Genomic DNA, 26,366 nt, shown 5'->3' with positions numbered 1-26,366 from the left:
CGACAGGAGAAGTTTGGGTTGAAGGCAAAAGAAATGGAGGAAGACATGATCAGGATACAAAATATCTCAAACCAGGAGGTGACGGTTTCCTGGGACCGGGTGGAGGGAGCGGAGGCCTACCGCATCTATTGGTCCGACCGGGATTTAAAGCCGGAGAAGTTCCGCTTTATGAAGGAAGTGAAAGCAGATGACAGGCTGCGGTTTACTCTGCGAAAATCCACTCATATTCCACATTATATCAGGATCTGTGCAGTGAAAAAGGACAGCGGTACAGAGCGCGAAGAGGTGTATGTAACACCGGTTCACTATATAAAAAGGGAACAGCTGGAAACTCTTAACAGAGGGCTGATCGCTGTTTTGACGAAGAACGGGGTGTTTGTGAGCTGGAGACTGTTTCTGACTGAGGTTACCGGTTCCGGAAAAGGCGGGTTGACCGGCGCCTATTTTATCCTCTATCGAAATGGAAAGAAAATTGCGGAAATAAGAGACAGTACAAACTATCTGGATGCGGAAGGGGATGCAGACTCAGAGTATGGGGTAGCCCCTGCCATAAACGGGGTGGAATATGATGTCTGCCCGCCTGTAAAGGTGTGGGATAAGGAATATTTAGACATTCCTGTCCAAAAGCCGGAGTCAGGCGTGACACCTTCCGGAGAGGCTTTTACCTATTCCGCCAATGACATGTCCGTGGCGGATGTGGATGGAGACGGAGAATATGAATACATCGTCAAATGGGATCCGTCCAATTCCCATGATGTGTCTCATAAGGGTTATACGGGCCGCTGTTACCTGGATTGTTATAAGCTTGACGGAACTCTTCTTTGGCGGCTTGACATGGGACCTAACATCCGGGCGGGCGCCCATTACACCCAATTTATGTGCTATGATTTCAACGGAGACGGAAAGGCGGAAATGGCATTAAAAACTGCTCCCGGAACCAGGATGACCATCTACGGGCCAGACGGAGCGCCAAGGGAGGAATTCTTCGTTACCATGCCAAAAAAAGACCGAAACAGGGGATACAGTCATGAGGACTCTTATGTGTGCAGCTCTGGTGATTACCGCAGACATTTAACTCAAGTATTCCGCTCCTGGCAGGACCATCCGGAGGTGAAAGCAGGGCATTGGCCCAAGAGTCTGGAACAGTGCTTTGGGATTCCGGAGACTGCTTCCTATCCTCTGAGTGAGGGGGATGCAGAGCGGCTGGTGGATTACTTCCTGGATGAATATGCGCCGCTCAGAAGCCCGAAAAACAAGCTGCGGGAATTTGAAGGCTTTATCTTTCGGGGGCCGGAGTACTTAACCATGTTTGGAGGAGATGGAAGAGAGCTTCAAACCATTCCGTTTCCCTTTGAACGGGTGGATGACGGTCTTTTGTGGGGCGATTATGCCATGAACCGCATTGAGCCCTGCAACCGGGTGGACCGTTTCCTGTCCACTGTGGCATATTTAGACGGAAAACGGCCTTATCTTGTGGTCTGCCGGGGGTATTATACCAGAGCCGCTGTAGCTGCTTATCATTTTTTTAAAAACCGCTTTCAAAAGGTATGGTCTGCAGACAGCGGTTTTGTGCCCATGAAGAACCCGTTCTGTGACAATCCACATGAAGGGTGCGGAACCGATCCGGTCTATGGGGAGCTGGCAGGGCAGGGGAATCATTCGGTGGCGGCTTCCGATGTGGATGGAGATGGCTTCATGGAGATCATCTACGGTGCCGCCTGCATTGACCACGATGGAAGCCTGCTTTACAGTTCAAAGGATAAGCTGCCGGATGGCAGGGAAGCAAAGCTTGGGCATGGAGATGCCATGCATGTGGCGGACATTGACCCGGACCGGCCGGGCCTTGAGATATTCAATGTATTTGAAGGCGCCAGCCATGCTCCCTATGGCTACGCCCTGCGGGATGGAGAGACCGGGGAGGTTCTTTTCGGTGAGTATGCTGAGAGCGACTTGGGCCGCTGCATGACCGGCGATGTGGTCCCGGAGGTAAGAGGACTGCAGTGCTGGGTCAATGGAATGGGGACATACGATTGCCATGGGAAGCTTTTAAAGAAGGAAACCCTGGGAAGCAATATGTCCATCCGGTGGGCCGGGGATTTAAGCACGCAGATCACGGATGGGGCGGACTACCTAAAACAAAGATCAACAGGAGTGATCAATGATTTTACCCATGGGATCATGCTTGAACCGGAGGACACCTTAACGAACAACGGCACAAAGGGAAATCCCTGTCTGACAGCTGATATCTTCGGGGATTTCCGGGAAGAGCTCCTTTTGCGGACCGGGGACAGCTCTGCCATCCGCATCTATACCAATACCGGGATCACGGGCCATAAGCTGTTTACCCTGATGCACGATTCCCAGTACCGCTGCGGTGTGGCCTGGCAGAATAACTGCTACAACCAGCCCTGCTATACCAGGTTCTACTATGCCTCAGATATGGATTTTGACCGGGTTCTCCCTTATATGAAGCGGAAGCCGGTGATTTATCTGGCCGGAGATTCCATTGCCCAGACGGCCGGAGAAGCGGAAAGGCCCAGGGTGGGGCTGGGGGAACAGCTTTTGAAACATCTGGATGAAGGAAACTGCTATCAGATTTATCACAGGGAAGACAGTTCCTATGAGCAGGAAATGCGTTATGAAAGCCGTCATCTGATCGTGGATAACTGCGCCATGGCAGGGAGGTCCTCCAGAACATTTCTGGAGGAGGGACGTCTTGAGGATATAAAACAACATATAAGAGAAGGAGATTATCTCCTGATCCAGTTTGGTCATAACGATGCATCCGCAGCGAAGGAAGAACGCTATGTGCCGGTTTCCTGCTTTCCATTGTATTTGAAACAGTACGTGGAAGCGGCTGAAAAAGCCGGAGCGTTCCCGGTTTTGATATCTCCGGTCTGCTTATGTCCCTGCAAAGAGAATGAAAAGGGAGAGAAAGGAGAAATCGCACGGCTGCTCCCCCGGTACAGCCGGACGATGAAAGCGTTTGCGAAAAAAGAATGTGTTCCTTTTGTGGATATGTACCGTCTTACGAAAGAGTATTGTAAAAAATCGGGAGAAGCCGGGGCTCGAAAGCTCTACATGCCGGATCTAGTCCATTTATCCGAAAAAGGGGCGGATTGCTATGCCGGGTTATTGGCAAATGAAGTGAACAAGTTTATAATAGAAGGAAAATAATAACAAATGGACCGGCAGGAGCCGGAGAAAGGCGAAGGATTGTGTTATGGGTAAAATTCAGTATGACAGAGCCGGGCTATCAGAGGCCATGGACCGCATTCTGGAGCGGACGAAACGTATGGACATGTCCTGGGACTGGCCCTGTGGAGTGGCTTATTATGGCCTTGCGGAGGCCTATGAGGTAACGAAAAAGGAAGGATATCTGGATTTCTTAAAAGAACGTGTGGATGAGCTCATGGAACTGGGGCTTCCGGTGTGGACGGTAAACACCTGCGCCATGGGTCATTGCCTCATTACCCTGTATGAGGCGACCGGAGAAGATAAGTATATGGATGTAATCCGGTCCAAGGTGGAATATTTAAGAAAGGATGCCCTGCGTTTTGGCGACCGTGTGCTTCAGCATACGGTTTCAGCCGCCAATGATTTTCCGGAGCAGTGCTGGGCAGACACCTTGTTTATGGCGGCATTCTTTCTGCTGAGGGTGGGCGTCATGACAAAGGACGATGAGCTGATCGGCGATGCCTTAAATCAGTATTACTGGCATATTCAGTACTTGCAGGATGAAGATACCGGCCTGTGGTATCACGGATACAATCACATCACCGGGGACCATATGTCAGGCTTTTACTGGGGAAGAGCCAACTGCTGGGCAGCTTATACCATGAGCAAGGTTGGCCTTATATTACCGGAATGCTATCTCTATCCCCAGTATCTGGAGATCGTGGGAAGCTTAAACGAGCAGCTGTCCGCATTAAAGCTTTTGCAGACAGAGCATGGTCTCTGGAGGACCATTTTAAATGATGAGGAATCCTATGAGGAGGTTTCCGCTTCCGCCGGAATCGCGGCAGCCATGACATTAAAGGGAAACCCGCTTCACATCAAATACATTGAGAAATCCATTGACGGCGTGCTGTCTCATGTGGCTCCTGACGGAAGAGTGACCGATGTTTCCGGCGGAACCGCAGTGATGAAGGACCGGGAGGGCTACCGGAATATTTCAAAAAAATGGATCCAGGGCTGGGGACAGGGCATGGCTCTGGCATTCTTTGCCGCGGTTTTAGATTATGATACAAGAGCAGGAGACGGGGCGTTATGATGGAAAACATTAAAAATATTTATATTTGCTTTCCGGGAGGCAGGCACAAGGTCCTCACCATGAGCTACGATGACGGACGGGCCGAGGACCGGAGGCTGGTTGATATTTTCAACCGAAATGGCATCAAAGCCACCTTTCATGTGAATTCCGGACTTACGGATGATGAAATGCGGTTAAAACCGGATGAGTGGAAGGCGGTGTATGAGGGACATGAGGTTTCCTGCCATACGGTACTCCACCCGACCATTGCGCGGTGCCCGCTTCCCCAGGTGGCCCTGCAGGTTTTAGAGGACCGGAGGGCCCTGGAGCGGGCGGTTGGTTATCCGGTGCGGGGAATGTCCTATCCCAATGGCTCCTATACGCAGGAAATTGTGGATATGCTCCCTTGCCTGGGCATAGAATATTGCAGGGTGGTTGGGAACACCGACGATTTTGCCATGCCAGACGATTTCTTAAAATGGAAGTCCACCTGTCATCATAACCATAACCTTCTGGAAAACGGAAAGCGTTTTGCTGAGCTTTTTAAAACCCAGTATCTCTATATGATGTATGTATGGGGACACAGCTTTGAATTTCCCAGAGATGACAACTGGGAGGTAATGGAGGAATTCTGCCGCATGCTGGGCGGAAGAGAGGATATCTGGTATGCGACCAACATCGAGATCGTAGATTATATGAAGGCAGCCGCCGGCTTAAAATTTACCATTGACGGAGATCTGGTTTACAATCCGTCAGCGGCCGGCGTGTGGATCAGCATTGACGGGAAAAAGGTGGAAATACCGGGTGGATGCCGGATAAAGTTATAAATAGAGTTTTCTTATCCTCTGCCGGACTTTATATTTTGGGATTTTTGCCGAAATGAGATATAAAGGCATCCAGAGAGGAGGAAACGATGTGAGTCAGGTTTCGGCTGTTAACGGAAATCCCAAGACCCGGTGGGAAAAGGTACAGGCTGCAGGAACGAAAGAGGAAGGAACTGCGGTGAATTTAAATGAGCTTTCATCCGGCCGGATTGTGAAAGACCGGGTTGAATTCTCGGAAGAATGGTCCGGTATGGACTTAAAAGATATCGTTAAAAAGGCGCTCGACTGTTTAAAGGAGCAATATCCTTCCATCGACATCGTTATAGATGAGAAAGAGAGTGTAGGAGAACTTCCGGGGCTGGCCGCCGGCTTGGGAAGGGGCACCCATCTTGTCATTTCCCAGAAGTTTTTAGAGCGTATGGGAAGCAGTACTGAGGAATTTGGCAAATGCAGCTCAGTGCTTACCGGCATTGCAAAACAGCTTGCCTGCCAGGAAGGAAGCAGCATGGCTTCAGGCGCATATGTGGGACAGTCAGGTGCGGCCTTTTGGACGGCTGGCAATAGGCCGGAAACGGGTGAGGGGAGACTGGCGGGCTTTTCCGGATTTTCGGATACCTCCGCAGATAAAAATAATATCCTCACCAATCAGTTATCGAAGACAGCGGCCGTTTCCGTATCCAGACATTATTCCAGGTTGGCAGGCGCCCGTACAAAGGGGCAGGTTCAGACCGTAATGGCAGATGTTCAAAGAAGCATAGGAAATCTTCAAATGACAGCTGTTTATGGCGATGATGAGGAGAAAGTAAAAGCAAGCCGTGCGCTGCGTTCACTTAAGAAGCTTCTGGCAAGAGGAAATAGGAAAATCAGCCGCTTGAACAAAGAGCAGCTGGCCGCTCTTAAGAAAAAAAGAGCGGAAAAAGAACAAGAGGAAAAAAAGGCGGAGCAGGCAAGACAGGAAATGAAGAGAATACGGGCCGGAAAGACCGGTTCCGATCATTCTCTTGTAATGGAAGGAAGTGCGGTCGAGGCATACATCAGAGGATACAGGCACTACCGGAAGTTAAAAGAGGAGTATGAAGGAAGCCGGATATCCGGGACAGACATGCTGTCAGCGGGCATTTCGACGGAAGGAGCTGTGGAGAGTGCCGGTGCGGCAGGCGGAGAGATCGCGGCTGCCGATGTGACGGTTTCCGGCACAATCTCATTTTGAGGATTGTCCTGCCGGACAGCACCGGGAAGTGGAAAAAGTCAAATTCCTAACATGTGCTGAAGCAGGATTTTTATACCCATGAAAATCAGGATCAGGCCTCCTGTGAACTCAGCCTTTGATTTATAGCGTGCACCAAACACATTTCCCACCTTTACACCCAGAACAGACAGGGTAAAGGTGGTGGCTCCGATAAAGGATACCGCAGGTATGATCTGAACCTGTAAGAATGCAAAGGTAACTCCTACTGCCAGGGCGTCAATGCTGGTTGCTACCGCCATCATGATCATGTTTTTCGGATCCATGGTGCAGTCCGTACATTCTTCCACCTCTTTGCTGAAGGATTCCTTGATCATATTGAAGCCGATGATCCCCAGCAAAATAAAAGCGATCCAGTGATCGAAAGAAGTGATAGTCTCCTTGAATTGTGACCCCAAAAGGTATCCGATCAGAGGCATTCCTGACTGAAAGCCACCGAAGTACAGACCTGTAACGACCCCATTGTTCCAGTTCATCTTTGGCATGCTTAAGCCCTTGCAGATGGAGACAGCAAAGGCATCCATGGATAAGCCTACTGCAATGATGAACAATTCGACTAATGACATGTGATATTCCTCCTGTGTATAAGCTTAATAAGTATATGCAGTCGAAAAAGGAGATAGAATTTTCGATACAAACAAAAAGACTTATCTGTGTGCAGGAAAAACACACAGATAAGTCTCATCTTTTTGCAGAAAGCAAATTAGCAAAGCCAGACAGATTCCTCTGCCAGTATGTTGACTTTGCAGGCACTCCGTTTGACCCATGGATGTGCTGACTACTCCCTCATCTTCTGCTTATTCTACTGTATGGAGAGGGGGATGTCAAGAATATTTCTCATTTTGTTGAAGGAGTTACGTGGACTTTTGGGAAGGTATTGGGGGAAAAAAGACAGAGGCGGGAGGGGCAGCGGTTGTGGTTTCGGCAGGAGAGTTACTAAGGCCGGAAGGGTACAAAAAACATGGGACCGGAAAACTACGCCCGAATTTCTGAAAGAAATTCGCGCTCCGGGTTTCCTTGAGAAATTGGCTTGGAAGCCAATTCCTCACCCACGTTTTTTGCACCCTTCCGGCCTAAGTAACTCTAACCAGCCTGCAAATCAACCCGCTGCCCCTCCCGCCTCTGTCTTTTTTCCCGGCAAGGTTTTCTAAAAAGTCCACTGTGTACTGGCCCCGCTGCAGAAATAACTGACAGTTTGGGGTAAAAAATATAAAACAGAAAGAAATTTTTTTGCTTTCGCCAATACCTTAGGCGGAAAATGGAGCGCTGCTGAAATTCTGGCTGGAAAATGAGGAAAGGCCCCTCGGATGCGGCGATTTTTGCAGGACGTCGATAGGCGTTAGGGAGAGAACACCTATCCCGTCCGAAACCATGAGCCGCATCCGAGGGGCCTTTCCTCATTTTCATCCAAAAACTTATGGGCAGCGTTCCATTTTCCTCACAACCTACCGGGGAAAATATAACCACCCATTAATCTTTTTTATTCAGCCTGATTTTCTCCAGATATTCGAACAGCTCCGGATCCACATTGTCGAAGAGGCGGTTTTTCTTTGAGGGAATTCGTTCCAGGTGTTCTTTTTTTATCTCGGAATTTGTCTCCTCGATCTCTTTCTTTAAATCTCTGGCGGAAAGGCGTGTGCAGCCTTTTCCCAGGATGATTATCTGCTCCAGTTTGTCCGAGGTGGCCACCCGCACCTGATACTGCCTGCCGATCTGCTGGGAGACCTTTTCGATATACTGGTCTGCGGTTTCGGCTTCCTTGGTAAAAATTACATGGATGTTGTGGTATTCCATCACAGTGCCGGGATTTCCCTTGACTTTGTAGCCGTCAAAGACAAGGATTACATTGCATTTTTTATAACCCTGGTAATTGCAGAGCACATCCTGAAGCCTGGTTCTGGCTGAATCCATGTTGGTCCCGGCCAGTTCCTTAAGCTCGGGCCAGGCGAATATGATGTTGTAACCATCTACCAGAAGATAATCGGAACTCATTCTTGTCACCCCTTAGTAAGCGTGGTCCTAATTGTAACCTTTTCGACAGGAAAAGTCAACATTGTGAGCTTTTTAAAAGATCTTTTTCCGGAAGGGGAGAGAATTTGTGAAAAATAAATATTGCACGAAAAAAAAGATTGTGATATTATAAGTGCAATTCATTGTAGTGAAGTGATGAACTGTCATAAAACAGGCCTGAACGGGGAATCATGAACTACAGGAGTTCAGAAGATATACTGAAAAAGGCAGAGAAGGAGACTCTGGCTTATGGACCTCAACAGGAAGAGGGCGTCACCGACTGAGAGCGCCGTCATGTGGGACTTTGCCAAGGGAACACTCCGGAGCCGGTAAGCCGAAGCGGCCGGAAATTCTTTGAAGGATTACGGTGACATGAGTAGACTTATCCGTACACATGCGTTAAATGTTTGAGTGGGGGCATTTGCTTATCCGTCTGTCATATCTGCGGATGGAAGAAGAGGCAGCTGTCTCAATGCGGGTGGTACCGCGGGAACTTATAGCCATATAAATCCCGTCCCGGAATATGTAACTGTATTCCGGGGCGGGATGTTTTGTTGTCAGAAAATCCCTTTACCGGAATCAAAGCATTTACATTTAGGTAAGGAGAATGCAGATATGGAATTTATCAGTGGTGTAAAACAGAAAGAAACAATCGGAATGGAAGAGCTTGGATCCGGTGATTATGCAGGAAAGACCGTTAAAATGGAGGGCAGCGTCCACACCATCCGGGATATGGGCGAGGTCGCCTTTGTGATCCTTCGGAAAGGGGCGGGTCTGGTACAGTGCGTATTCGAGGAAGGAAAGACGGATTTTGATTTAAGTCTTTTAAAAGAAGAGTCCGCCATCCGGGTTACCGGAGTCGTATCGGCAGAGGAGAGAGCTCCTCACGGATTTGAGCTCCGCCTTTTAGGTATCGAGGTACTGTCACAGCCTGCAGAAGTGCTGCCCATCGCCATCAGCAAATGGAAGCTGAACACCTCCCTTGAGACGAAGCTGGCTCTGCGTCCCATTACGTTAAGAAATCCCATGGAGCGGGCAAAATTCCGCATCCAGGAAGGGATCGTAAGAGGATTCCGGGATTTTCTTCATTCCCAGGAATTTACGGAAATCCGTACACCAAAGATCGTAGCCCGCGGTGCAGAAGGTGGATCCAATGTATTTAAACTGGATTATTTTAATAAGAAGGCAGAACTGGGGCAGAGCCCGCAGTTTTATAAGCAGACTATGGTGGGCGTATATGACCGGGTTTTTGAAGTCGCACCTGTCTTCCGTGCGGAAAAGCATAATACTACAAGACATTTAAATGAATATACCAGCATGGATTTTGAAATGGGGTACATTGACAGCTTTGAGGAGATCATGGAAATGGAAACAGCTGTGCTTCAATATACCTTTGGGCTTCTTTGTGAAGAGTATGCGGCGGAGCTTAAGATGCTAAAGATCACGCTTCCGGATGTATCCAACATCCCAACGGTCCGCTTTGCAGAAGCGAAGGAACTGGTTGCGGAGAAATACAGCCGTAAGATCAAAAACCCCTATGACCTGGAGCCGGAAGAGGAAGTGCTGATCGGCCGTTATTTTAAGGAAGAGTATGGCAGCGATTTCGTATTTGTCACACATTATCCCTCAAAGAAACGTCCCTTCTACGCCATGGATGATCCCGCAGACCCTAAATTTACCTTAAGCTTTGACTTATTGTTCAAGGGACTGGAAATCACCACCGGTGGCCAGAGAATCCATGATTATGATACAATTATCAAAAAAATGGAAGCCCGCGGCATGAACCCGGAGGATATTTCTTCCTATTTAATGATATTCCAATACGGCATGCCGCCTCACGGAGGTTTGGGAATCGGTTTGGAGCGTCTTACCATGCGGCTTCTTGATGAAGCAAACGTAAGAGAGACCACCCTGTTTCCAAGGGATGTAACGAGACTGGAACCATAGGGAAAGGAGGCAGGAAAAAATGGCGCACATCATTGATGATGCAACGATCGAATACGTAGGAATCCTGGCAAAGCTTGAGCTTGATGAAGCAGAAAAGGAAGCGGCAAAAAAAGATATGGGCCGCATGCTGGATTATATTGATAAATTAAATGAACTGGACACAGACGGAGTGGAACCCATGTCCCATGTTTTCCCGGTACACAATGTTTTCCGTGAAGATGTGGTGGAAAACGGGGATGACAGAGAGAACATCTTAAAGAATGCTCCGGAAAGCAAGGATGGAGCTTTTAAGGTGCCGAAAACAGTGGAATAGGGGGAGTCCGGATGACAGAAAAAGAAATATTAGCCCTGACTGCGGTGCAGCTGGGTAAAAAGATAAAAAGCGGAGAGGTTACCTCCGTGGAAGCGGTAAAAGCGGCTCTTAGCCAGATTAAGGCCATGGAGCCGGTGCTTAACAGCTTTGTAACAATAGAGGAAGAAAAAGCGCTAAAGCAGGCGGAGGCTGTGCAGAAACGGATCGAATCCGGTGAGCTTACCGGGCCTTTGGCAGGCGTACCGGCAGCGGTGAAGGATAACATCTGCATTGAGGGCATGAGGACTACCTGCAGTTCCAAAATCCTTTCCGATTTTGTTCCTGCTTATACGGCTCAGGCAGTGGAGAATTTAAAAAAGGCCGGAGCAGTGATCCTCGGGAAGACCAACATGGATGAGTTTGCCATGGGGAGCACCACGGAAACATCGGCTTACGGGGTTACGAGAAACCCATGGAACCCGGAGCATGTTCCCGGCGGTTCCTCCGGCGGTTCCTGTGCGGCAGTTGCGGCGGCAGAATGCTTTTATGCCTTAGGTTCGGATACCGGAGGTTCCATAAGACAGCCGGCTTCCTTCTGCGGGGTTACGGGGCTAAAGCCTACTTACGGGACCATTTCCAGATATGGACTCATTGCCTACGGTTCTTCCTTAGACCAGATCGGGCCCGTTGCAAAGGATGTGACGGATTGTGCTGCGGTTCTGGAGGTTCTCGCTTCCCATGACGGGAAGGACAGCACATCTGTGGAGCGGAAGGACTGTGACTTTACGGAAGCTTTGAAAGAGGATGTGAAAGGCTTACGGATAGGGATTCCGGCAGATTACTTAGGAGAGGGCCTGGATCCGGAAGTAAAAGAGGCTGTTTTAAAAACAGCAGAGATATTAAAGGAAAAGGGAGCCGTTGTGGAGACCTTTGATCTGGGAATGGTGGAATATGCGATTCCTGCCTACTATGTGATCGCATCCGCAGAGGCCAGCTCCAACTTATCCAGATTTGACGGTGTCAAATACGGCTATCGTGCGAAGGAATACGAGGGGCTTCACGGCATGTATAAAAAGAGCCGTTCCGAGGGCTTTGGGCCGGAGGTAAAACGCCGCATCATGCTTGGTTCCTTTGTGTTAAGCTCCGGTTATTATGACGCTTATTATCTGAAGGCTTTAAGAACAAAGGCGCTTATTAAGAAAGCTTTTGATGAGGCATTTTCAAAATACGATGTAATTCTGGGGCCGGCTTCCCCGTCCACAGCGCCAAAGCTTGGAGAGAGCTTAAGCGATCCCTTAAAGATGTACCTGGGCGATATTTATACCATTTCAGTGAACCTTGCCGGACTTCCGGGCCTTACGGTCCCCTGCGGTAAGGATTCGAAGGGACTGCCGATCGGAGTTCAGTTTATCGGGGACTGTTTTAAAGAAAATAACATCATCCGGGCTGGTTTTGCCTTTGAACAGGGCAGAAGCTATGAGATGCCCAAAGTGGCGGCAGACGCCATTTCCGGAAGGGAGGAGAAGTAAATGAGCAAACAGTATGAGACAGTCATCGGTCTGGAGGTTCATGTGGAACTTGCCACCAAAACCAAAATCTTCTGCTCCTGCTCCACGGAATTCGGCGGAGCGCCAAATACCCATACATGCCCGGTCTGTACCGGTATGCCGGGTTCCCTTCCGGTCCTTAACAAGCAGGTGGTGGAATACGCTCTTGCGGTGGGGCTGGCGGCAGACTGCCGGATCAACCAGTACTGCAAATTTGACCGGAAGAATTATTTCTACCCTGACAATCCACAAAACTACCAGATTTCCCAGCTTTATCTTCCCATCTGCCATGACGGTTACGTGGAGATCGGCACGTCGGCAGGAAAGAAGAAAATCGGGATCCATGAGATCCATATGGAAGAGGATGCGGGAAAACTGATTCATGATGAATGGGAGGACTGTTCCCTGGTAGATTTCAACCGAAGCGGAGTTCCGCTGATCGAAATCGTTTCAGAGCCTGACATGAGAAGTGCGGATGAGGTGATCGCCTATCTGGAAAAGCTGAGACTGATCATTCAGTACTTAGGCGCCTCTGACTGCAAGCTTCAGGAAGGCTCCATGAGAGCCGATGTGAACTTATCTGTCCGTGAGATCGGGGCCCCTGAATTCGGAACCAGAACGGAAATGAAGAACTTAAACTCCTTTAAGGCCATTGCACGTGCCATCGAAGGGGAGAAAAAGCGCCAGATCGAGTTACTGGAGGAAGGGAAAAAGGTCATTCAGGAAACCAGACGGTGGGATGATAACAAAGAGTCTTCCCATGCCATGCGTTCCAAGGAGGATGCCAGGGATTACCGCTATTTCCCGGACCCGGATCTGCCTCCGGTGGTCATAAGCGATGAATGGATCCAAATCATAAAGGACAGACAGCCGGAGCTTAAGACGGAGAAAATGGCCAGGTATCAGGAAGAGCTGGGGCTTTCTGAATACGATGCCGATATCATCACCGGCTCCAAGCACATGGCAGATATTTTCGAGGCGGTCACCGCTGTCTGCAAAAAGCCGAAAGAAGCGGCCAACTGGCTGATGGTAGAGGCCATGCGCCTTTTAAAAGAGACAGAAACAGAACCTGAAAAAATGACATTTTCCCCGGAAAACCTTGCAAAATTGATTGAATTAGTGGATAATGGTACCATTAACCGTACCGTGGGCAAGGGAGTTTTCGAGAAAATTTTTGCAGAAGATGTCGATCCGGAACAATATGTAGAAGAAAAAGGATTAAAGGTTGTAAATGACGAAGGGGAACTGCGCACGGTCATTGAGGGGATTGTTGCCGCCAATCCGCAGTCTGTGGAGGATTACCGGGGCGGAAAGGAGAAAGCCATGGGCTTTCTGGTAGGCCAGACCATGCGGTCCATGAAGGGAAAAGCCGATCCGGGAGCGGTCAACAGGATACTTAAGGAACTATTAGGTTAAAGGAGTCTATATGAGGAGGAAGAAGAGATCTATGAAGCCGTATGTTGAAATGACAAAGGAAGAGTTACAGGGATTGAGAAAACAGCTTTCCGCACAGTACAAGGAGTTTCAGGCCAAGGATTTAAAGCTTGATATGTCCAGGGGAAAGCCAAGCACCGAACAGCTGGATATATCCATGGGGATGATGGATGTATTGAGCAGCAATGACGATTTAACCTGTGATGACGGTACGGACTGCCGGAACTATGGTGTGCTTGACGGGATCAAGGAAGCAAAAGAGCTTCTCGCCGATATGATGGAGGTTTCACCTGACCATATCATCATTTACGGCAATTCCAGCTTAAATGTAATGTATGATACGGTTTCCCGCTCCATGACTCACGGTGTTATGGGAAGTACTCCCTGGTGCAAGCTGGATAAAGTGAAATTCCTCTGTCCGGTCCCCGGGTACGACAGGCATTTTTCCATAACCGAATACTTTGGTATCGAGATGGTGAATGTCCCCATGACCCCGGCCGGTCCGGATATGGATATGGTGGAAGAGCTGGTTGCAAACGATGATTCCATCAAAGGGATCTGGTGTGTTCCGAAATACTCCAATCCTCAGGGAATTTCCTATTCGGATGATACCGTCCGCCGTTTCGCCCGTTTAAAACCGGCTGCAAGCGACTTCCGCATTTACTGGGATAATGCTTACACCATCCATCATTTATACGATCACGACCAGGATCATCTGATTGAGATCCTTGCTGAGTGTAAGAGAGCCGGAAATCCGGATATGGTTTATAAATTTGCTTCCACCTCAAAGGTAAGCTTCCCTGGTTCCGGCATTGCAGCCATCGCTGCCAGCCAGAACAACCTGGTGGACATCATGAAGCAGTTAAAGATCCAGACCATTGGCCATGATAAGGTGAATCAGCTGCGCCATGTACGTTTCTTTGGAGATATCCATGGTATGGTGGAGCATATGAGAAAGCATGCAGATATCATGAGACCGAAATTTGAGGCTGTGATCGAGATTCTGGAAAGAGAGCTGGGCGGCCTTGGGATCGGCGAATGGACCAGTCCAAAGGGAGGATATTTCATTTCCTTTGACTCCCTGGACGGATGTGCAAAGGCCATTGTAGCAAGGTGCAAAAAGTCCGGTCTGATCATGACCGGTGCCGGAGCGACTTACCCATACGGCAAGGATCCTCACGACAGCAACATTCGTATCGCTCCATCCTATCCTCCGTTATCTGATCTGATTTTAGCCATGGAATTGTTTGCACTCTGTGTGAAGATTGTAAGCATTGACAAGATCCTGGCTGAGAAGGAATAAAAAATGAAATCCGCTTATCGCTCCGGGCTGCCGGAGAAAAGATGAGCGGATTTTTTCGTATGGATATGCAGCCTGGGGCTGTGATTTCTTTAATCGAATAAAACCAGATTGATAAAAGCCTGAAATGCCTCTGTCTGGAATTTGTCTTTATGGAACACCACATGGTTCATACAGCTGATATCAAGGTCTTTCACTTCTATTTCAATGATTTCCCCCCGTTTGACGGATTCATCGGCAAGGATTCTGGGAACAACTCCGATCCCGATATTTTCTTTCACTGCCTGCAGGATCACATCGGAGTTGGTGCTGGTCCAAAGGGGGTCCGCAGATAAATTGCTTAAGGAGAGGGCACAGTCAAAGGTATCCCGGATGGTGCAGCCCTGTTCTCTTAACAGAAGCGGTTCTTCTATGAGACGGTCTAACGGGACCGGCTGGGCAGAGCGTTCTGCAAAGGGATGGCCGGGGGCGCAGATAACAGCCATGGGATAGGATGAGAAAGGGATCTTTTCCAGCTGGTCATCAGCGATGACACCTTCAACAAGACCGATGTCCAGTTCGTTTTTCAGAAGTTTGTTTGTAACCTCCTGGGAATTGTCTACTGTGACCTTTAACTGGGTATCCGGATTGGTAAGCGTAAAACGGGATACCACTTTCGGAAGCAGGTAACTGGCCAGGGTTACGCAGGAACCGATCCGCAGGGGTGCCTGGAGGTGCAGGGAACCGGAGTAATTTTCCAGGTCCTGGTACAATTCCAGAAGAGGGATGACTTTTGACAGATAAAATTTTCCATTCTCATTGATCACGACTCTGCGGGATACACGGTCAAACAGGGGAGAACCAACGGATTCTTCCAGTTCATTGATAGCGTGGGAGATAGCAGGCTGGGTCATGGACAGCGTCCTGGCCGCTCCGGTGATGCTGCCTTCTTCACACACCGTTTTAAAGATAGTAAGATGTCTTAAGTTCATGTTAGCGATCCTTCCATTACCAATGTGTCATATGACAATCCTCATTATATCATTTTGATAATGGTATGAACAGGGATTTTGAAAAAAATGTGGAAAGAATTTTATAGCTTCCGCATCATCAGATGTACGTCTGCATAGCTTCCGTCCCGGTATTTAAAGCAGTGTTCCCTGGTACCGTAAATTTCGAAGCCGTACTTTTTGTAAAGGGCCAGGCCGCGTTCATTTTCGCATACCACTTCCAGCTCCAGCTGTTCATAGCCCATTTCACGTGCTCCGCTTATGATGGCGGCAAGCAGATGGGAACCGATTCCAAGCCCCCAGTATTCTTTGCATATGGATATGCCAAAGGATGCCCGGTGTGCATAACGTTCCCGGTCGGCAATGGGATTTATCCCGGCGTTTGCAATGATCTTTTCGTTTACCGTGGCACAGACCAATAAATCTTTTCTGCTCCGCAGGGTGGAATACAGAAAATGCTGTTCCTGATGGAGGGGGGTGTTGATTTCATCCGCGTATCTGGCCATGTAGTTGGTTTCCTCTGATGTGACCTGCATAATGTGGATAATAGCTGCGGCGTCGTTGGGGCCCGGGCTTTTTAAAATGCAGGGAATTCCGTTCTTTAACAGGACCTTTTGGGGTTTGTATTCCATAATCGCGTTACCTCCTTAAAATAAAAAAGAAAGCAGCTGGTTTAAGCGGCTTTCTTTTTCCGATCCATCAAAAACCAGGCAGCCCTTACAGCCGTTTTGCAATGGCCTTGATAAATTCCTCACTGTTTAATACCGTTGGATTTGGTATGGTTGTGATCAGCGCCAGATCCTTCGTCATTTCACCGGCCTCAATGGTATCAATGGTAGCCTGCTCCAGCTTGTCTGCGAAAGCCGACAGCTCAGCGTTTCCGTCCAGCTCCCCGCGCTTTCTTAAGGCCCCGGTCCAGGCAAAGATGGTCGCAACGGAGTTCGTGGAGGTTTCTTCCCCTTTTAAATGCTTGTAGTAGTGGCGCTGTACGGTTCCGTGAGCCGCCTCATATTCATAATCTCCGTCCGGAGATACCAGAACGGAAGTCATCATGGCCAGAGAGCCAAAGGCAGATGACACCATATCGCTCATGACATCGCCGTCGTAGTTCTTGCAGGCCCAGATGTAGCCGCCTTCTGATTTCATAACACGGGCAACCGCATCGTCAATCAGGGTATAAAAATAGGTAATGCCTGCTTCCTTAAATTTATCCGTATAGTCTGCATCAAAGATTTCCTGGAAAATGTCCTTGAAGGTGTGGTCATACTTTTTGGAAATGGTATCCTTGGTGGCGAACCATAAATCCTGTCTGGTATCCAGAGCGTAGTTAAAGCAGCTTCTTGCAAAGCTTTCAATGGACCCGTTTAAGTTATGCATGCCCTGAACGATACCAGGTCCGTTAAAGGAATGAACCGGTTCCCGCACCTCGGTTCCGTCCTCTGCGGTATAAACAAGCTCTACCTTTCCGGCTCCGGGTATCTTCATCTCAGAACCCTTATAAACATCACCATACGCATGTCTTGCGATGGTAATCGGCTTTTTCCAGTTCATAACACATGGTTCGATCCCTTTGACAACAATTGGAGCGCGGAATACGGTTCCATCTAAGATTGCACGGATCGTGCCGTTTGGGCTCTTCCACATCTCCTTTAAATGATATTCTTTTACACGGGCGGCATTGGGGGTGATGGTGGCGCACTTAACGGCAACCTTATATTTCTTCGTGGCAGTGGCGGAGTCGATGGTTACCTGGTCATTTGTCTCATCACGGTACTCCAGGCCCAGGTCATAATATTCTGTCTTTAGATCGATATATGGCAACAGAAGGTTATCTTTGATCATCTGCCAGAGAATCCTGGTCATCTCGTCGCCATCCATTTCGACGATGGGGGTTGTCATCTTAATCTTATCCATGTGTTTGTCCTCCTTAGAAATGTTCGTGTTATGCTATAGTATACGACGAATTATAAAATCACACAAGCCTGTCTATGTAAATTTATCCAGCCATTTTTGAATATTATACACAGTTTCCGGTTCAATAAAATGCTCGACCTTTTCCACCTGTTCCAGTTCATCGGCCTTTTGGTTGACATAACAGAAGAAACGCTGAAGGACTTCATGACGGAATAATAAGTATTCTCCCAGCTGCAGGCCGTCACGGGTCAAAGAAACTGTACCATATTTTTCAAAGCGCACCAGGCCCTGCTTCTTTAGGTTCCCGGACATTTTCGATGCGGAAGAAGGCTTTACATGAAGGCATTCGGCCAGCTCCTTAATGCGGACAGTGTGTCCGATGTGATGGAGCCTGCAGATCATTTCCAGATAATCTTCCATAGAGGAAGTAATTTCAGTATGCTCCAAAAGAGAGTAACCTTTCAGGGTATAGAAATTATCGGTTTTGGTCATGTATATTTCCTCTTTCATTTCTATGGATATTTTTATATCTATTCTCTGCAAGACAGTTCTATGATTGCAGAAAAGTAAATTTTAAATAAAACAGGTTTAGGGAGGAACCTGAATTTTGCTATCTGCATATGTTAGGATATGGAAACATTTTGGAGGTAAGAAGGATGTCAGATAACGTTTGTTTAGCAGATTTAAAAAGGGGGCAGAGAGCGGTCATCGCGAAGCTGGCTGCCTATGATGATATGAGAAGACGCCTGCAGGATATCGGTCTCATTGAGGGGACCGTCGTGGAATGTCTGGGAAAAAGCCCGCTGGGGGATCCTACGGCATACTTAATCCGCGGTGCTGTGATTGCACTCAGAAGCGAGGAATCCGGGCGTGTTCTCGTGGACCCCAAAAAAGAGGATGAAGTAAAACTCCGCTATGGAGAGGAAATATCGGCATTAACCGTATCGATGGAGGAGCGGGTATGGGATTAAGCAGAGATTCGGTGGGCATAAAGTCTGTGGACTGCGGCCTGGAAATTAAAAAACGGAAGGAAGATGATAAAGTAATAGCCCTGGCGGGAAATCCCAATGTGGGAAAGAGTACGGTCTTTAATCAGCTTACAGGGATGAATCAGCATNCCCGGTGTGCATAACGTTCCCGGTCGGCAATGGGATTTATCCCGGCGTTTGCAATGATCTTTTCGTTTACCGTGGCACAGACCAATAAATCTTTTCTGCTCCGCAGGGTGGAATACAGAAAATGCTGTTCCTGATGGAGGGGGGTGTTGATTTCATCCGCGTATCTGGCCATGTAGTTGGTTTCCTCTGATGTGACCTGCATAATGTGGATAATAGCTGCGGCGTCGTTGGGGCCCGGGCTTTTTAAAATGCAGGGAATTCCGTTCTTTAACAGGACCTTTTGGGGTTTGTATTCCATAATCGCGTTACCTCCTTAAAATAAAAAAGAAAGCAGCTGGTTTAAGCGGCTTTCTTTTTCCGATCCATCAAAAACCAGGCAGCCCTTACAGCCGTTTTGCAATGGCCTTGATAAATTCCTCACTGTTTAATACCGTTGGATTTGGTATGGTTGTGATCAGCGCCAGATCCTTCGTCATTTCACCGGCCTCAATGGTATCAATGGTAGCCTGCTCCAGCTTGTCTGCGAAAGCCGACAGCTCAGCGTTTCCGTCCAGCTCCCCGCGCTTTCTTAAGGCCCCGGTCCAGGCAAAGATGGTCGCAACGGAGTTCGTGGAGGTTTCTTCCCCTTTTAAATGCTTGTAGTAGTGGCGCTGTACGGTTCCGTGAGCCGCCTCATATTCATAATCTCCGTCCGGAGATACCAGAACGGAAGTCATCATGGCCAGAGAGCCAAAGGCAGATGACACCATATCGCTCATGACATCGCCGTCGTAGTTCTTGCAGGCCCAGATGTAGCCGCCTTCTGATTTCATAACACGGGCAACCGCATCGTCAATCAGGGTATAAAAATAGGTAATGCCTGCTTCCTTAAATTTATCCGTATAGTCTGCATCAAAGATTTCCTGGAAAATGTCCTTGAAGGTGTGGTCATACTTTTTGGAAATGGTATCCTTGGTGGCGAACCATAAATCCTGTCTGGTATCCAGAGCGTAGTTAAAGCAGCTTCTTGCAAAGCTTTCAATGGACCCGTTTAAGTTATGCATGCCCTGAACGATACCAGGTCCGTTAAAGGAATGAACCGGTTCCCGCACCTCGGTTCCGTCCTCTGCGGTATAAACAAGCTCTACCTTTCCGGCTCCGGGTATCTTCATCTCAGAACCCTTATAAACATCACCATACGCATGTCTTGCGATGGTAATCGGCTTTTTCCAGTTCATAACACATGGTTCGATCCCTTTGACAACAATTGGAGCGCGGAATACGGTTCCATCTAAGATTGCACGGATCGTGCCGTTTGGGCTCTTCCACATCTCCTTTAAATGATATTCTTTTACACGGGCGGCATTGGGGGTGATGGTGGCGCACTTAACGGCAACCTTATATTTCTTCGTGGCAGTGGCGGAGTCGATGGTTACCTGGTCATTTGTCTCATCACGGTACTCCAGGCCCAGGTCATAATATTCTGTCTTTAGATCGATATATGGCAACAGAAGGTTATCTTTGATCATCTGCCAGAGAATCCTGGTCATCTCGTCGCCATCCATTTCGACGATGGGGGTTGTCATCTTAATCTTATCCATGTGTTTGTCCTCCTTAGAAATGTTCGTGTTATGCTATAGTATACGACGAATTATAAAATCACACAAGCCTGTCTATGTAAATTTATCCAGCCATTTTTGAATATTATACACAGTTTCCGGTTCAATAAAATGCTCGACCTTTTCCACCTGTTCCAGTTCATCGGCCTTTTGGTTGACATAACAGAAGAAACGCTGAAGGACTTCATGACGGAATAATAAGTATTCTCCCAGCTGCAGGCCGTCACGGGTCAAAGAAACTGTACCATATTTTTCAAAGCGCACCAGGCCCTGCTTCTTTAGGTTCCCGGACATTTTCGATGCGGAAGAAGGCTTTACATGAAGGCATTCGGCCAGCTCCTTAATGCGGACAGTGTGTCCGATGTGATGGAGCCTGCAGATCATTTCCAGATAATCTTCCATAGAGGAAGTAATTTCAGTATGCTCCAAAAGAGAGTAACCTTTCAGGGTATAGAAATTATCGGTTTTGGTCATGTATATTTCCTCTTTCATTTCTATGGATATTTTTATATCTATTCTCTGCAAGACAGTTCTATGATTGCAGAAAAGTAAATTTTAAATAAAACAGGTTTAGGGAGGAACCTGAATTTTGCTATCTGCATATGTTAGGATATGGAAACATTTTGGAGGTAAGAAGGATGTCAGATAACGTTTGTTTAGCAGATTTAAAAAGGGGGCAGAGAGCGGTCATCGCGAAGCTGGCTGCCTATGATGATATGAGAAGACGCCTGCAGGATATCGGTCTCATTGAGGGGACCGTCGTGGAATGTCTGGGAAAAAGCCCGCTGGGGGATCCTACGGCATACTTAATCCGCGGTGCTGTGATTGCACTCAGAAGCGAGGAATCCGGGCGTGTTCTCGTGGACCCCAAAAAAGAGGATGAAGTAAAACTCCGCTATGGAGAGGAAATATCGGCATTAACCGTATCGATGGAGGAGCGGGTATGGGATTAAGCAGAGATTCGGTGGGCATAAAGTCTGTGGACTGCGGCCTGGAAATTAAAAAACGGAAGGAAGATGATAAAGTAATAGCCCTGGCGGGAAATCCCAATGTGGGAAAGAGTACGGTCTTTAATCAGCTTACAGGGATGAATCAGCATACTGGATGATGTTGTTAGCGGTAAATGTTTTATAAAAAAATTACCGTGTATTCCCGATGGCGGTCAGAGCTTTTACTTACGCGGATTTCCTTGATGACAGACCTCCAAAACAGGCGCTTTTGATCGTTGTCAAGGTGCAGATACATACTTTCGAAGTCAGTGTTAAGGATACTTTTTAAAGTGCCTGGGTCCTGCGCCGGTTGCTCTATGTCAGGCAGTTCTTCTAACTGGCTCTCAAATTTGGCTTTGTCTGTTTTAAATTCTTCTAATGTAATGGCTTCATTCAAATACAAATCTTTTAATCGTCCGATTTTCTTACGGATCTGGTTCTTCTTTGCCCGATTATCAATCATACGTCTGCTGTTGGTTTCAAAGTCTGCAATGTAAGAACTGAATTGTTCACGAACATTTTTCAGAAGGTATTCTTCGATACGCACTTCTCTGATCTCCCCACCGTTATCACATTTTTTATATACTCTGTATTGCTTGCACTCATAGGCTGGATATTTATACCGGACGGTATCTCCATTTTTACGTTTCGTGAGTACGTTTATATGGCAGCCGCCCATTTTATAGCCGCACTCATCACACACCAGAAGACCGGAAAAAACATAGGAGTATTTCTGGCTGGATTTGATGTTGCTATTCTGATCCAGAATGCGCTGGATCTCTTTGAAAGTATCATCGGATACCAGGCGTGGACAATAACTTTCATTCCCTCTGTAGCGCCCGGTGATTTTTTCGTTTCTCAGGAGTGATTGCCTGAAGTTCTGCAATGTCATAACAATACCGTATTTGTCCTTCATGTATAAGACCGTCTTGTTCATAGATTGATATTTAAGGAAGTGCATGATACCGTCATAGATAGCCGGGGCTTCTTCGGATAATACCATTCGCTTGTTTTCGATCTTATATCCCCGAGGTACTTTACCGGTTATGACTTCTCCGTGTTCCACCTTTGTCCGGAAAACATCGGATACACGGATGCCGTCGTTCTGGGCTTCCAGCTCTGCCCAGGTCATGGATTGGGCCACGAAGGCTCTGCCGTAGGGAGTGGACGTATCGAAATAAGGCTGGTCGATGGCAGTCCAAGCGGCATTATGCTTTTCTAAGATAGCCTGGGTATTGAGGTAATGGCGCAAGCTGCGGAACCAACGATCTAATTTCGTGAATATAATCAAATCAACAAGGCCCTCTTTTACATTATGGATAAGGCGGGTAAAGTCGTCACGGTCTATTTTCTGTCCGGACACGCCGTCGTCCAGGTATATGTCTTGTAAGATCATATTCTTATGGTCGTCTATGTATTTTATCCCGCGCTCTTTCTGATCGCGAACGGAATCCCCGCGCTCTGCCTGTTCGTCGGAGGAAACACGGACGTAGACAGCTACACGAAGAAGCTTCTCTGGTTCCTGGGATTTTTTCATTTCATCATCTCCTAGTAGATATTACTCATTTTAGGTATAAAAAATACGCCCCTTGTCAGGACGGTCCGAAAAAATCCATGTGAAACCGCCCGGCGTTGGCAGCACCGGGCGGTATTTGCTTAAAATAATCAATTACTTTGTATTTCCACAACTACAGGTTCCGACATAATTCATATTGTATTTTCCGCATTTAGAACATTTCCATTTATTTGGAGAAGGTTCATTTTCTACTTGCTTATCAATCTTTGCTGTTATTTGAGTTAGTTTTTCGTAGATATGGTGTTGATTGTCTAATATCTCATAAATTGCCATTAGAATTACAAAGCTAATGAAGGAACAAAACAGGATAAAAACAAAAATAATAATTGTCAATAACCAGTCTCTTTCCAAGTCCCCACTCAGTAGAATATTTACGCCGTAAAACTTAGCAAAGAAAAAACCTGCAATTGCTCCTCCAATTAGTTCAATGATTGCGAGTATCTTTAATATCTCTTTCATATTCATTCCCTCTTTTTCTTTTGTATTTATTAAAAAGCCATTGGCTATTTTATATCATTCGCCCATGTCTTTGGAATTTGTGGTTGAAATTACTTCTCCAGTATCGGCATTGATAAATTTTACAGAAACATTGTCAACAGCCGTTCCATTAAAAATATTATACATACCGCCGTACATATAAAAGCCTAATACAGAAAAAGATTCTGCCATGCTCAATTCAGCGGATTTTGTGGTTACCTCAAATTCAGTAAAATTTTCATTAGCCGTTATATTTGTATAATTCGGATAATCTTCTGAACCAATCATTTCTGTTATAGATGAGTTAATATTATCTTTGATTTCATTCATCATTTGTTTATGCTGCTGTTTTGTTAATAGATAGGCAGCACTTCCATCATCATTCAAGGTGATAGACTTATACCCTTTTTCTTTACACAATTCATTGAGATCTTCCTGTGTTTGCTCTCCAACAAATTTAGCTGGAATATTTAGCTCAACATAAAACAGTCCTTTTTCTACCCCCACATCTCCAACAGCCTCCAAGTCACTGTTTGTTTCACTGGACGGATTGGATTCTTCAATGGAACTCTCAATGCTGGCCGTTTCAGATGTCGTGGAAGCACTGTCTGTATTTTTGTTGCAGCCAGTCAGGAAAACTGATACGGAGAAAAGGATTGCTGTTACCAATAACTTTAATTTTTTCATACTTAATAATTCCCCTTTATTTTATTCTTATGTTTTTTATTAAAAAGCCATAGGCTATTTTAATCTTAATTTGGTGTTACCAGTGCGGAGCAATTTCTGAATTTGACAAATAATGCAGATTGACATATAATATACTTAACAAGAGAGCCGTTGACTAGATAAAGCCTAGCCGCCGGTGAAGTGTTTTATAAAATAGCGCCTTACTTTACCAGAGCGGGGGCGCTATTTTTTGTGTCTGACAAGAGTGATAACAGCACAAAGCATAATTACAAATGTGAATAAATCAGAGTATGTAATCATAAGCACCAGCCTCCTTCGTATAAAAATCCAGCGGCTGGACATATCGCCCCAACGGTTCCCCGGTTAAATATATTATACTTTCAAAGTACATATCTAAAATCACTTTTTAAAATTTATAACTCTGGTATTTTTTCTAAGTGTTTCATTGACACCCCGCCTGTTTTCTTTCCATTATAACAGAAAAAATGATTTTGTTCATTATTTATTTACTCATGCGTTTATTATGCAGCAGCTCATTTTAAATGGGGTGAGGATAATACAATCTATTTTATAAGAAACAAGTACAAACTGTGCTTCATACACTTAACCAGGAAGGAGTTGATACCATGGGAGATACTGTTACCACAGTAAACGCTGCTGATCCGGTAAAGGCATTTGAAGCCTTGGCAAGAATTATCGGGGATAAAGAGGGGGTAGAAATTACTCTGAAAAGCCTCAAGAAAAAAGAGGAAGAGGGCAAACAGGGAACTGGCTGATGGAAGCCAGAGAAAGCCGGATAAATCCGGCATGCATGGACAAGCTCATAGCTTTGACTGATGATTGAACGTTGAGTGAGGAGGTTAGTGAAGCCGATAACGGCGGATATAGCGAGATTTAAGAGGGAGGTGGCCGGCAAGATTGGGGAGGTCCTGCCGGCTGTATGAAAAAAAGTTTATATTAAAAGGTCATTGCCTTTTTGCAGTTTTTAATATACTGGAGAAATGTGACAAATTTTTGATGGAATTGTGAAGAGTTTGTGAAAGAAGGTGGTACATTGAGAACTTAATATTGATAGTTAGTGGAAAGTCCTGTATTATAAAATGAAATTGTATTTACCTTTAAACAAATTAACCGACAGGAAACTGGCCCGGAAAAACCGTAGCCAATGCCCAGGGCTGGTGCAGCGATGGTTCCCGGGGATATGTTATGGTGGACATTCCGGGCTGCTATTCTTTAATGGCGCATTCCACGGAAGAGGAAGTGGCCAGGGACTTTATCTGTTTTGAGAACCCGGATGCCGTAGTGGTGGTCTGTGATGCTACGTGCCTGGAGAGAAATTTGAATCTGGTGCTGCAGATCATGGAAGCCTCTCCAAATGTTGTGGTATGCGTAAACCTTATGGATGAAGCCAAAAAGAAGAAGATCCTCATAAGGCTGGATTTATTGGAGCAGCGCCTGGGCGTTCCGGTAGCGGGGACGGCAGCCAGGAGCAAAAAGGGCCTGGATCAGATTTACATAGGCTTAAGACAATGCTTTGATGAGAAAGAGGAGGAAACAGAAAAAAACATACTTATCCGCTATCCCGAATACATCGAAGAAGCCATAGCCAGGTTATTACCGGCAGTAGAAATAGCATCCGAAGGAAAGGCAGAGCCCCGTTGGTTATGTGCCAGACTGTTAGACGCCAATGAGAACTTAATTGGAGCTGTAAGGAAATACTTGCAGCCGGTTGCCGAATCCGAAGAAGTTGCCGCATGTCTTGATGATATCCACAGCGAGTGGAAGGCCAGAGGAATCACCCAGGAAAAAGCAAGTGATGATATGGCTGCTGTCTTTATAAAAAAGGCAGAATATTTATGCAGAGGTGTTGTGGTATATGAGAATCAGACCTACAACCGGAGGGACCGGAAGCTGGACCAGTTTTTTACCAGCAGGCTTACAGGCTTCCCCATTATGTTCCTGATCTTGCTGGGAATCTTCTGGCTCACCATAACGGGAGCCAATTATCCGTCAGAACTTTTAAGCACCACGTTATTCCGTTTTGAAGAATGGTTAAGCAGAATGGCGGAAACGGCAGGTGTGCCGGCTCTTATTTCAAATCTTCTCATTCATGGAGTCTACCGGGTCCTGGCCTGGGTGGTATCGGTAATGCTTCCTCCTATGGCA

General features: G+C 46.9%; 21 protein-coding genes and 6 pseudogenes. 16 read left to right on the top strand and 11 right to left on the bottom strand.

Going from position 1 to position 26,366, the window contains the following annotated elements:
• Positions 1-18 precede the first annotated feature (18 nt).
• The 4 genes from BQ9856_RS02880 (at position 19) to BQ9856_RS02865 (ending at position 6,286) form a co-directional block, all read left to right on the top strand.
• Complete coding sequence (locus BQ9856_RS02880) at positions 19-3,177, top strand: rhamnogalacturonan lyase family protein (protein ID WP_235839107.1); 3,159 nt, start codon at positions 19-21, stop codon at positions 3,175-3,177.
• Between the two features lie 46 nt (positions 3,178-3,223).
• Complete coding sequence (locus tag BQ9856_RS02875; protein WP_077609624.1) at positions 3,224-4,273, top strand: glycoside hydrolase family 88/105 protein; 1,050 nt, start codon at positions 3,224-3,226, stop codon at positions 4,271-4,273.
• An 8-nt stretch (positions 4,274-4,281) separates the two neighbouring features.
• Positions 4,282-5,079, top strand: coding sequence for a polysaccharide deacetylase family protein (locus tag BQ9856_RS02870; protein ID WP_139348655.1), 798 nt, complete (start codon positions 4,282-4,284; stop codon positions 5,077-5,079).
• A gap of 88 nt (positions 5,080-5,167) precedes the next feature.
• A complete protein-coding gene (locus tag BQ9856_RS02865; RefSeq protein ID WP_077609622.1) occupies positions 5,168-6,286 on the top strand; it encodes a hypothetical protein in 1,119 nt (372 codons plus the stop codon).
• A 38-nt stretch (positions 6,287-6,324) separates the two neighbouring features.
• On the opposite strand, the gene BQ9856_RS02860 is transcribed toward BQ9856_RS02865, so the two are convergent.
• Positions 6,325-6,888, bottom strand: coding sequence for a manganese efflux pump MntP (locus BQ9856_RS02860; protein ID WP_077609621.1), 564 nt, complete (start codon positions 6,886-6,888; stop codon positions 6,325-6,327).
• A gap of 904 nt (positions 6,889-7,792) precedes the next feature.
• Positions 7,793-8,314, bottom strand: a complete 522-nt coding sequence (locus BQ9856_RS02850) for an NYN domain-containing protein (RefSeq protein ID WP_077609619.1) — start codon at positions 8,312-8,314, stop codon at positions 7,793-7,795.
• A 633-nt stretch (positions 8,315-8,947) separates the two neighbouring features.
• On the opposite strand from BQ9856_RS02850, the gene aspS reads away from it, so the two are divergent.
• From aspS to BQ9856_RS02825, 5 genes are read left to right on the top strand one after another with little or no spacing between them, the layout of a single operon-like run.
• A complete protein-coding gene (gene aspS, locus BQ9856_RS02845; RefSeq protein WP_077610012.1) occupies positions 8,948-10,279 on the top strand; it encodes an aspartate--tRNA(Asn) ligase in 1,332 nt (443 codons plus the stop codon).
• 19 nt (positions 10,280-10,298) lie between these two features.
• Positions 10,299-10,592 (top strand): Asp-tRNA(Asn)/Glu-tRNA(Gln) amidotransferase subunit GatC, encoded by a 294-nt coding sequence (gatC, locus tag BQ9856_RS02840; RefSeq protein ID WP_077609618.1) that lies wholly within the window; start codon positions 10,299-10,301, stop codon positions 10,590-10,592.
• A gap of 11 nt (positions 10,593-10,603) precedes the next feature.
• Entirely contained in the window at positions 10,604-12,100 is a 1,497-nt protein-coding gene (gatA, locus tag BQ9856_RS02835; RefSeq protein ID WP_077609617.1) for an Asp-tRNA(Asn)/Glu-tRNA(Gln) amidotransferase subunit GatA, read from the top strand.
• Complete coding sequence (gatB, locus tag BQ9856_RS02830) at positions 12,101-13,534, top strand: Asp-tRNA(Asn)/Glu-tRNA(Gln) amidotransferase subunit GatB (protein WP_077609616.1); 1,434 nt, start codon at positions 12,101-12,103, stop codon at positions 13,532-13,534. It begins immediately after the preceding gene.
• Positions 13,535-13,565: 31 nt separating this feature from the next.
• The gene (locus BQ9856_RS02825) at positions 13,566-14,855 is read left to right on the top strand and encodes an aminotransferase class I/II-fold pyridoxal phosphate-dependent enzyme (protein ID WP_077609615.1); all 1,290 of its coding nucleotides are present in this window, start codon (positions 13,566-13,568) and stop codon (positions 14,853-14,855) included.
• Positions 14,856-14,944: 89 nt separating this feature from the next.
• On the opposite strand, the gene BQ9856_RS02820 is transcribed toward BQ9856_RS02825, so the two are convergent.
• The 4 genes from BQ9856_RS02820 to BQ9856_RS02805 form a co-directional block, all read right to left on the bottom strand.
• Complete coding sequence (locus tag BQ9856_RS02820; RefSeq protein ID WP_077609614.1) at positions 14,945-15,823, bottom strand: LysR family transcriptional regulator; 879 nt, start codon at positions 15,821-15,823, stop codon at positions 14,945-14,947.
• Positions 15,824-15,924: 101 nt separating this feature from the next.
• Entirely contained in the window at positions 15,925-16,473 is a 549-nt protein-coding gene (locus BQ9856_RS02815; RefSeq protein WP_077609613.1) for a GNAT family N-acetyltransferase, read from the bottom strand.
• A gap of 85 nt (positions 16,474-16,558) precedes the next feature.
• On the bottom strand, positions 16,559-17,755 hold the full coding sequence (locus BQ9856_RS02810) for an NADP-dependent isocitrate dehydrogenase (protein ID WP_077609610.1): 1,197 nt from the start codon (positions 17,753-17,755) through the stop codon (positions 16,559-16,561).
• A gap of 72 nt (positions 17,756-17,827) precedes the next feature.
• Entirely contained in the window at positions 17,828-18,247 is a 420-nt protein-coding gene (locus BQ9856_RS02805; RefSeq protein ID WP_077609609.1) for a metal-dependent transcriptional regulator, read from the bottom strand.
• Positions 18,248-18,411: 164 nt separating this feature from the next.
• On the opposite strand from BQ9856_RS02805, the pseudogene BQ9856_RS02800 reads away from it, so the two are divergent.
• Together BQ9856_RS02800 and BQ9856_RS25620 are read left to right on the top strand one after the other, a co-directional pair.
• Positions 18,412-18,639, top strand: a pseudogene (locus BQ9856_RS02800) (FeoA family protein); the annotation flags it as partial.
• Between the two features lie 77 nt (positions 18,640-18,716).
• Positions 18,717-18,872 (top strand): annotated as a pseudogene (locus BQ9856_RS25620) (FeoB small GTPase domain-containing protein); the annotation flags it as partial.
• 384 nt (positions 18,873-19,256) lie between these two features.
• Here BQ9856_RS25620 and BQ9856_RS02785 read toward each other — a convergent pair.
• Both BQ9856_RS02785 and BQ9856_RS02780 read right to left on the bottom strand, forming a co-directional pair.
• Entirely contained in the window at positions 19,257-20,453 is a 1,197-nt protein-coding gene (locus BQ9856_RS02785) for an NADP-dependent isocitrate dehydrogenase (protein ID WP_077609610.1), read from the bottom strand.
• A 72-nt stretch (positions 20,454-20,525) separates the two neighbouring features.
• Positions 20,526-20,945, bottom strand: coding sequence for a metal-dependent transcriptional regulator (locus tag BQ9856_RS02780; protein ID WP_077609609.1), 420 nt, complete (start codon positions 20,943-20,945; stop codon positions 20,526-20,528).
• Between the two features lie 164 nt (positions 20,946-21,109).
• On the opposite strand from BQ9856_RS02780, the pseudogene BQ9856_RS02775 reads away from it, so the two are divergent.
• Positions 21,110-21,337, top strand: a pseudogene (locus BQ9856_RS02775) (FeoA family protein); the annotation flags it as partial.
• A 77-nt stretch (positions 21,338-21,414) separates the two neighbouring features.
• A pseudogene (locus BQ9856_RS02770) lies at positions 21,415-21,576 on the top strand (FeoB small GTPase domain-containing protein); the annotation flags it as partial.
• Positions 21,577-21,599: 23 nt separating this feature from the next.
• Here the strand turns inward: BQ9856_RS02770 and BQ9856_RS02765 are convergent.
• The 3 genes from BQ9856_RS02765 to BQ9856_RS02755 form a co-directional block, all read right to left on the bottom strand.
• Complete coding sequence (locus BQ9856_RS02765) at positions 21,600-22,997, bottom strand: recombinase family protein (protein ID WP_077609607.1); 1,398 nt, start codon at positions 22,995-22,997, stop codon at positions 21,600-21,602.
• A 132-nt stretch (positions 22,998-23,129) separates the two neighbouring features.
• Positions 23,130-23,495: a hypothetical protein gene (locus BQ9856_RS02760; protein ID WP_077609606.1), complete on the bottom strand. Its 366-nt coding sequence runs from the start codon at positions 23,493-23,495 to the stop codon at positions 23,130-23,132.
• Positions 23,496-23,549: 54 nt separating this feature from the next.
• Positions 23,550-24,200 carry a hypothetical protein gene (locus BQ9856_RS02755; protein WP_077609605.1) on the bottom strand — a complete coding sequence of 217 codons (651 nt, stop codon included), beginning with the start codon at positions 24,198-24,200 and terminating at the stop codon, positions 23,550-23,552.
• A 626-nt stretch (positions 24,201-24,826) separates the two neighbouring features.
• Between BQ9856_RS02755 and BQ9856_RS24450 the strand changes: the two genes are divergently transcribed.
• The 3 genes and pseudogenes from BQ9856_RS24450 to BQ9856_RS02750 form a co-directional block, all read left to right on the top strand.
• A complete protein-coding gene (locus tag BQ9856_RS24450) occupies positions 24,827-24,976 on the top strand; it encodes a hypothetical protein (protein WP_159441930.1) in 150 nt (49 codons plus the stop codon).
• A gap of 370 nt (positions 24,977-25,346) precedes the next feature.
• Positions 25,347-25,700: pseudogene (locus BQ9856_RS25090) on the top strand (FeoB small GTPase domain-containing protein); the annotation flags it as partial.
• Positions 25,701-26,366: pseudogene (locus BQ9856_RS02750) on the top strand (ferrous iron transport protein B); the annotation flags it as partial.

This window comes from Clostridium sp. Marseille-P2415 (assembly GCF_900155545.1).
In the GTDB taxonomy this organism is placed as follows: Bacteria; Bacillota; Clostridia; order Lachnospirales; family Lachnospiraceae; genus Lacrimispora.
Note: the sequence above shows the minus strand (reverse complement) of the source record. Positions and strands in the feature narration are given on the sequence as shown.

What these genes read in the sequence shown, in the direction of transcription:
- BQ9856_RS02805 (WP_077609609.1), bottom strand. Translation starts at nt 18,247, where the DNA reads ATGACCAAAACCGATAATTTCTATACCCTGAAAGGTTACTCTCTTTTG.
- BQ9856_RS02825 (WP_077609615.1), top strand. Translation starts at nt 13,566, where the DNA reads ATGAAGCCGTATGTTGAAATGACAAAGGAAGAGTTACAGGGATTGAGA.
- BQ9856_RS02875 (WP_077609624.1), top strand. Translation starts at nt 3,224, where the DNA reads ATGGGTAAAATTCAGTATGACAGAGCCGGGCTATCAGAGGCCATGGAC.
- BQ9856_RS02810 (WP_077609610.1), bottom strand. Translation starts at nt 17,755, where the DNA reads ATGGATAAGATTAAGATGACAACCCCCATCGTCGAAATGGATGGCGAC.
- BQ9856_RS02785 (WP_077609610.1), bottom strand. Translation starts at nt 20,453, where the DNA reads ATGGATAAGATTAAGATGACAACCCCCATCGTCGAAATGGATGGCGAC.
- gatC (WP_077609618.1), top strand. Translation starts at nt 10,299, where the DNA reads ATGGCGCACATCATTGATGATGCAACGATCGAATACGTAGGAATCCTG.
- BQ9856_RS02765 (WP_077609607.1), bottom strand. Translation starts at nt 22,997, where the DNA reads ATGAAAAAATCCCAGGAACCAGAGAAGCTTCTTCGTGTAGCTGTCTAC.
- BQ9856_RS02760 (WP_077609606.1), bottom strand. Translation starts at nt 23,495, where the DNA reads ATGAAAGAGATATTAAAGATACTCGCAATCATTGAACTAATTGGAGGA.
- BQ9856_RS02780 (WP_077609609.1), bottom strand. Translation starts at nt 20,945, where the DNA reads ATGACCAAAACCGATAATTTCTATACCCTGAAAGGTTACTCTCTTTTG.
- BQ9856_RS02850 (WP_077609619.1), bottom strand. Translation starts at nt 8,314, where the DNA reads ATGAGTTCCGATTATCTTCTGGTAGATGGTTACAACATCATATTCGCC.
- BQ9856_RS02820 (WP_077609614.1), bottom strand. Translation starts at nt 15,823, where the DNA reads ATGAACTTAAGACATCTTACTATCTTTAAAACGGTGTGTGAAGAAGGC.
- BQ9856_RS02755 (WP_077609605.1), bottom strand. Translation starts at nt 24,200, where the DNA reads ATGAAAAAATTAAAGTTATTGGTAACAGCAATCCTTTTCTCCGTATCA.
- BQ9856_RS02860 (WP_077609621.1), bottom strand. Translation starts at nt 6,888, where the DNA reads ATGTCATTAGTCGAATTGTTCATCATTGCAGTAGGCTTATCCATGGAT.
- BQ9856_RS24450 (WP_159441930.1), top strand. Translation starts at nt 24,827, where the DNA reads ATGGGAGATACTGTTACCACAGTAAACGCTGCTGATCCGGTAAAGGCA.
- aspS (WP_077610012.1), top strand. Translation starts at nt 8,948, where the DNA reads ATGGAATTTATCAGTGGTGTAAAACAGAAAGAAACAATCGGAATGGAA.
- BQ9856_RS02815 (WP_077609613.1), bottom strand. Translation starts at nt 16,473, where the DNA reads ATGGAATACAAACCCCAAAAGGTCCTGTTAAAGAACGGAATTCCCTGC.
- gatB (WP_077609616.1), top strand. Translation starts at nt 12,101, where the DNA reads ATGAGCAAACAGTATGAGACAGTCATCGGTCTGGAGGTTCATGTGGAA.
- gatA (WP_077609617.1), top strand. Translation starts at nt 10,604, where the DNA reads ATGACAGAAAAAGAAATATTAGCCCTGACTGCGGTGCAGCTGGGTAAA.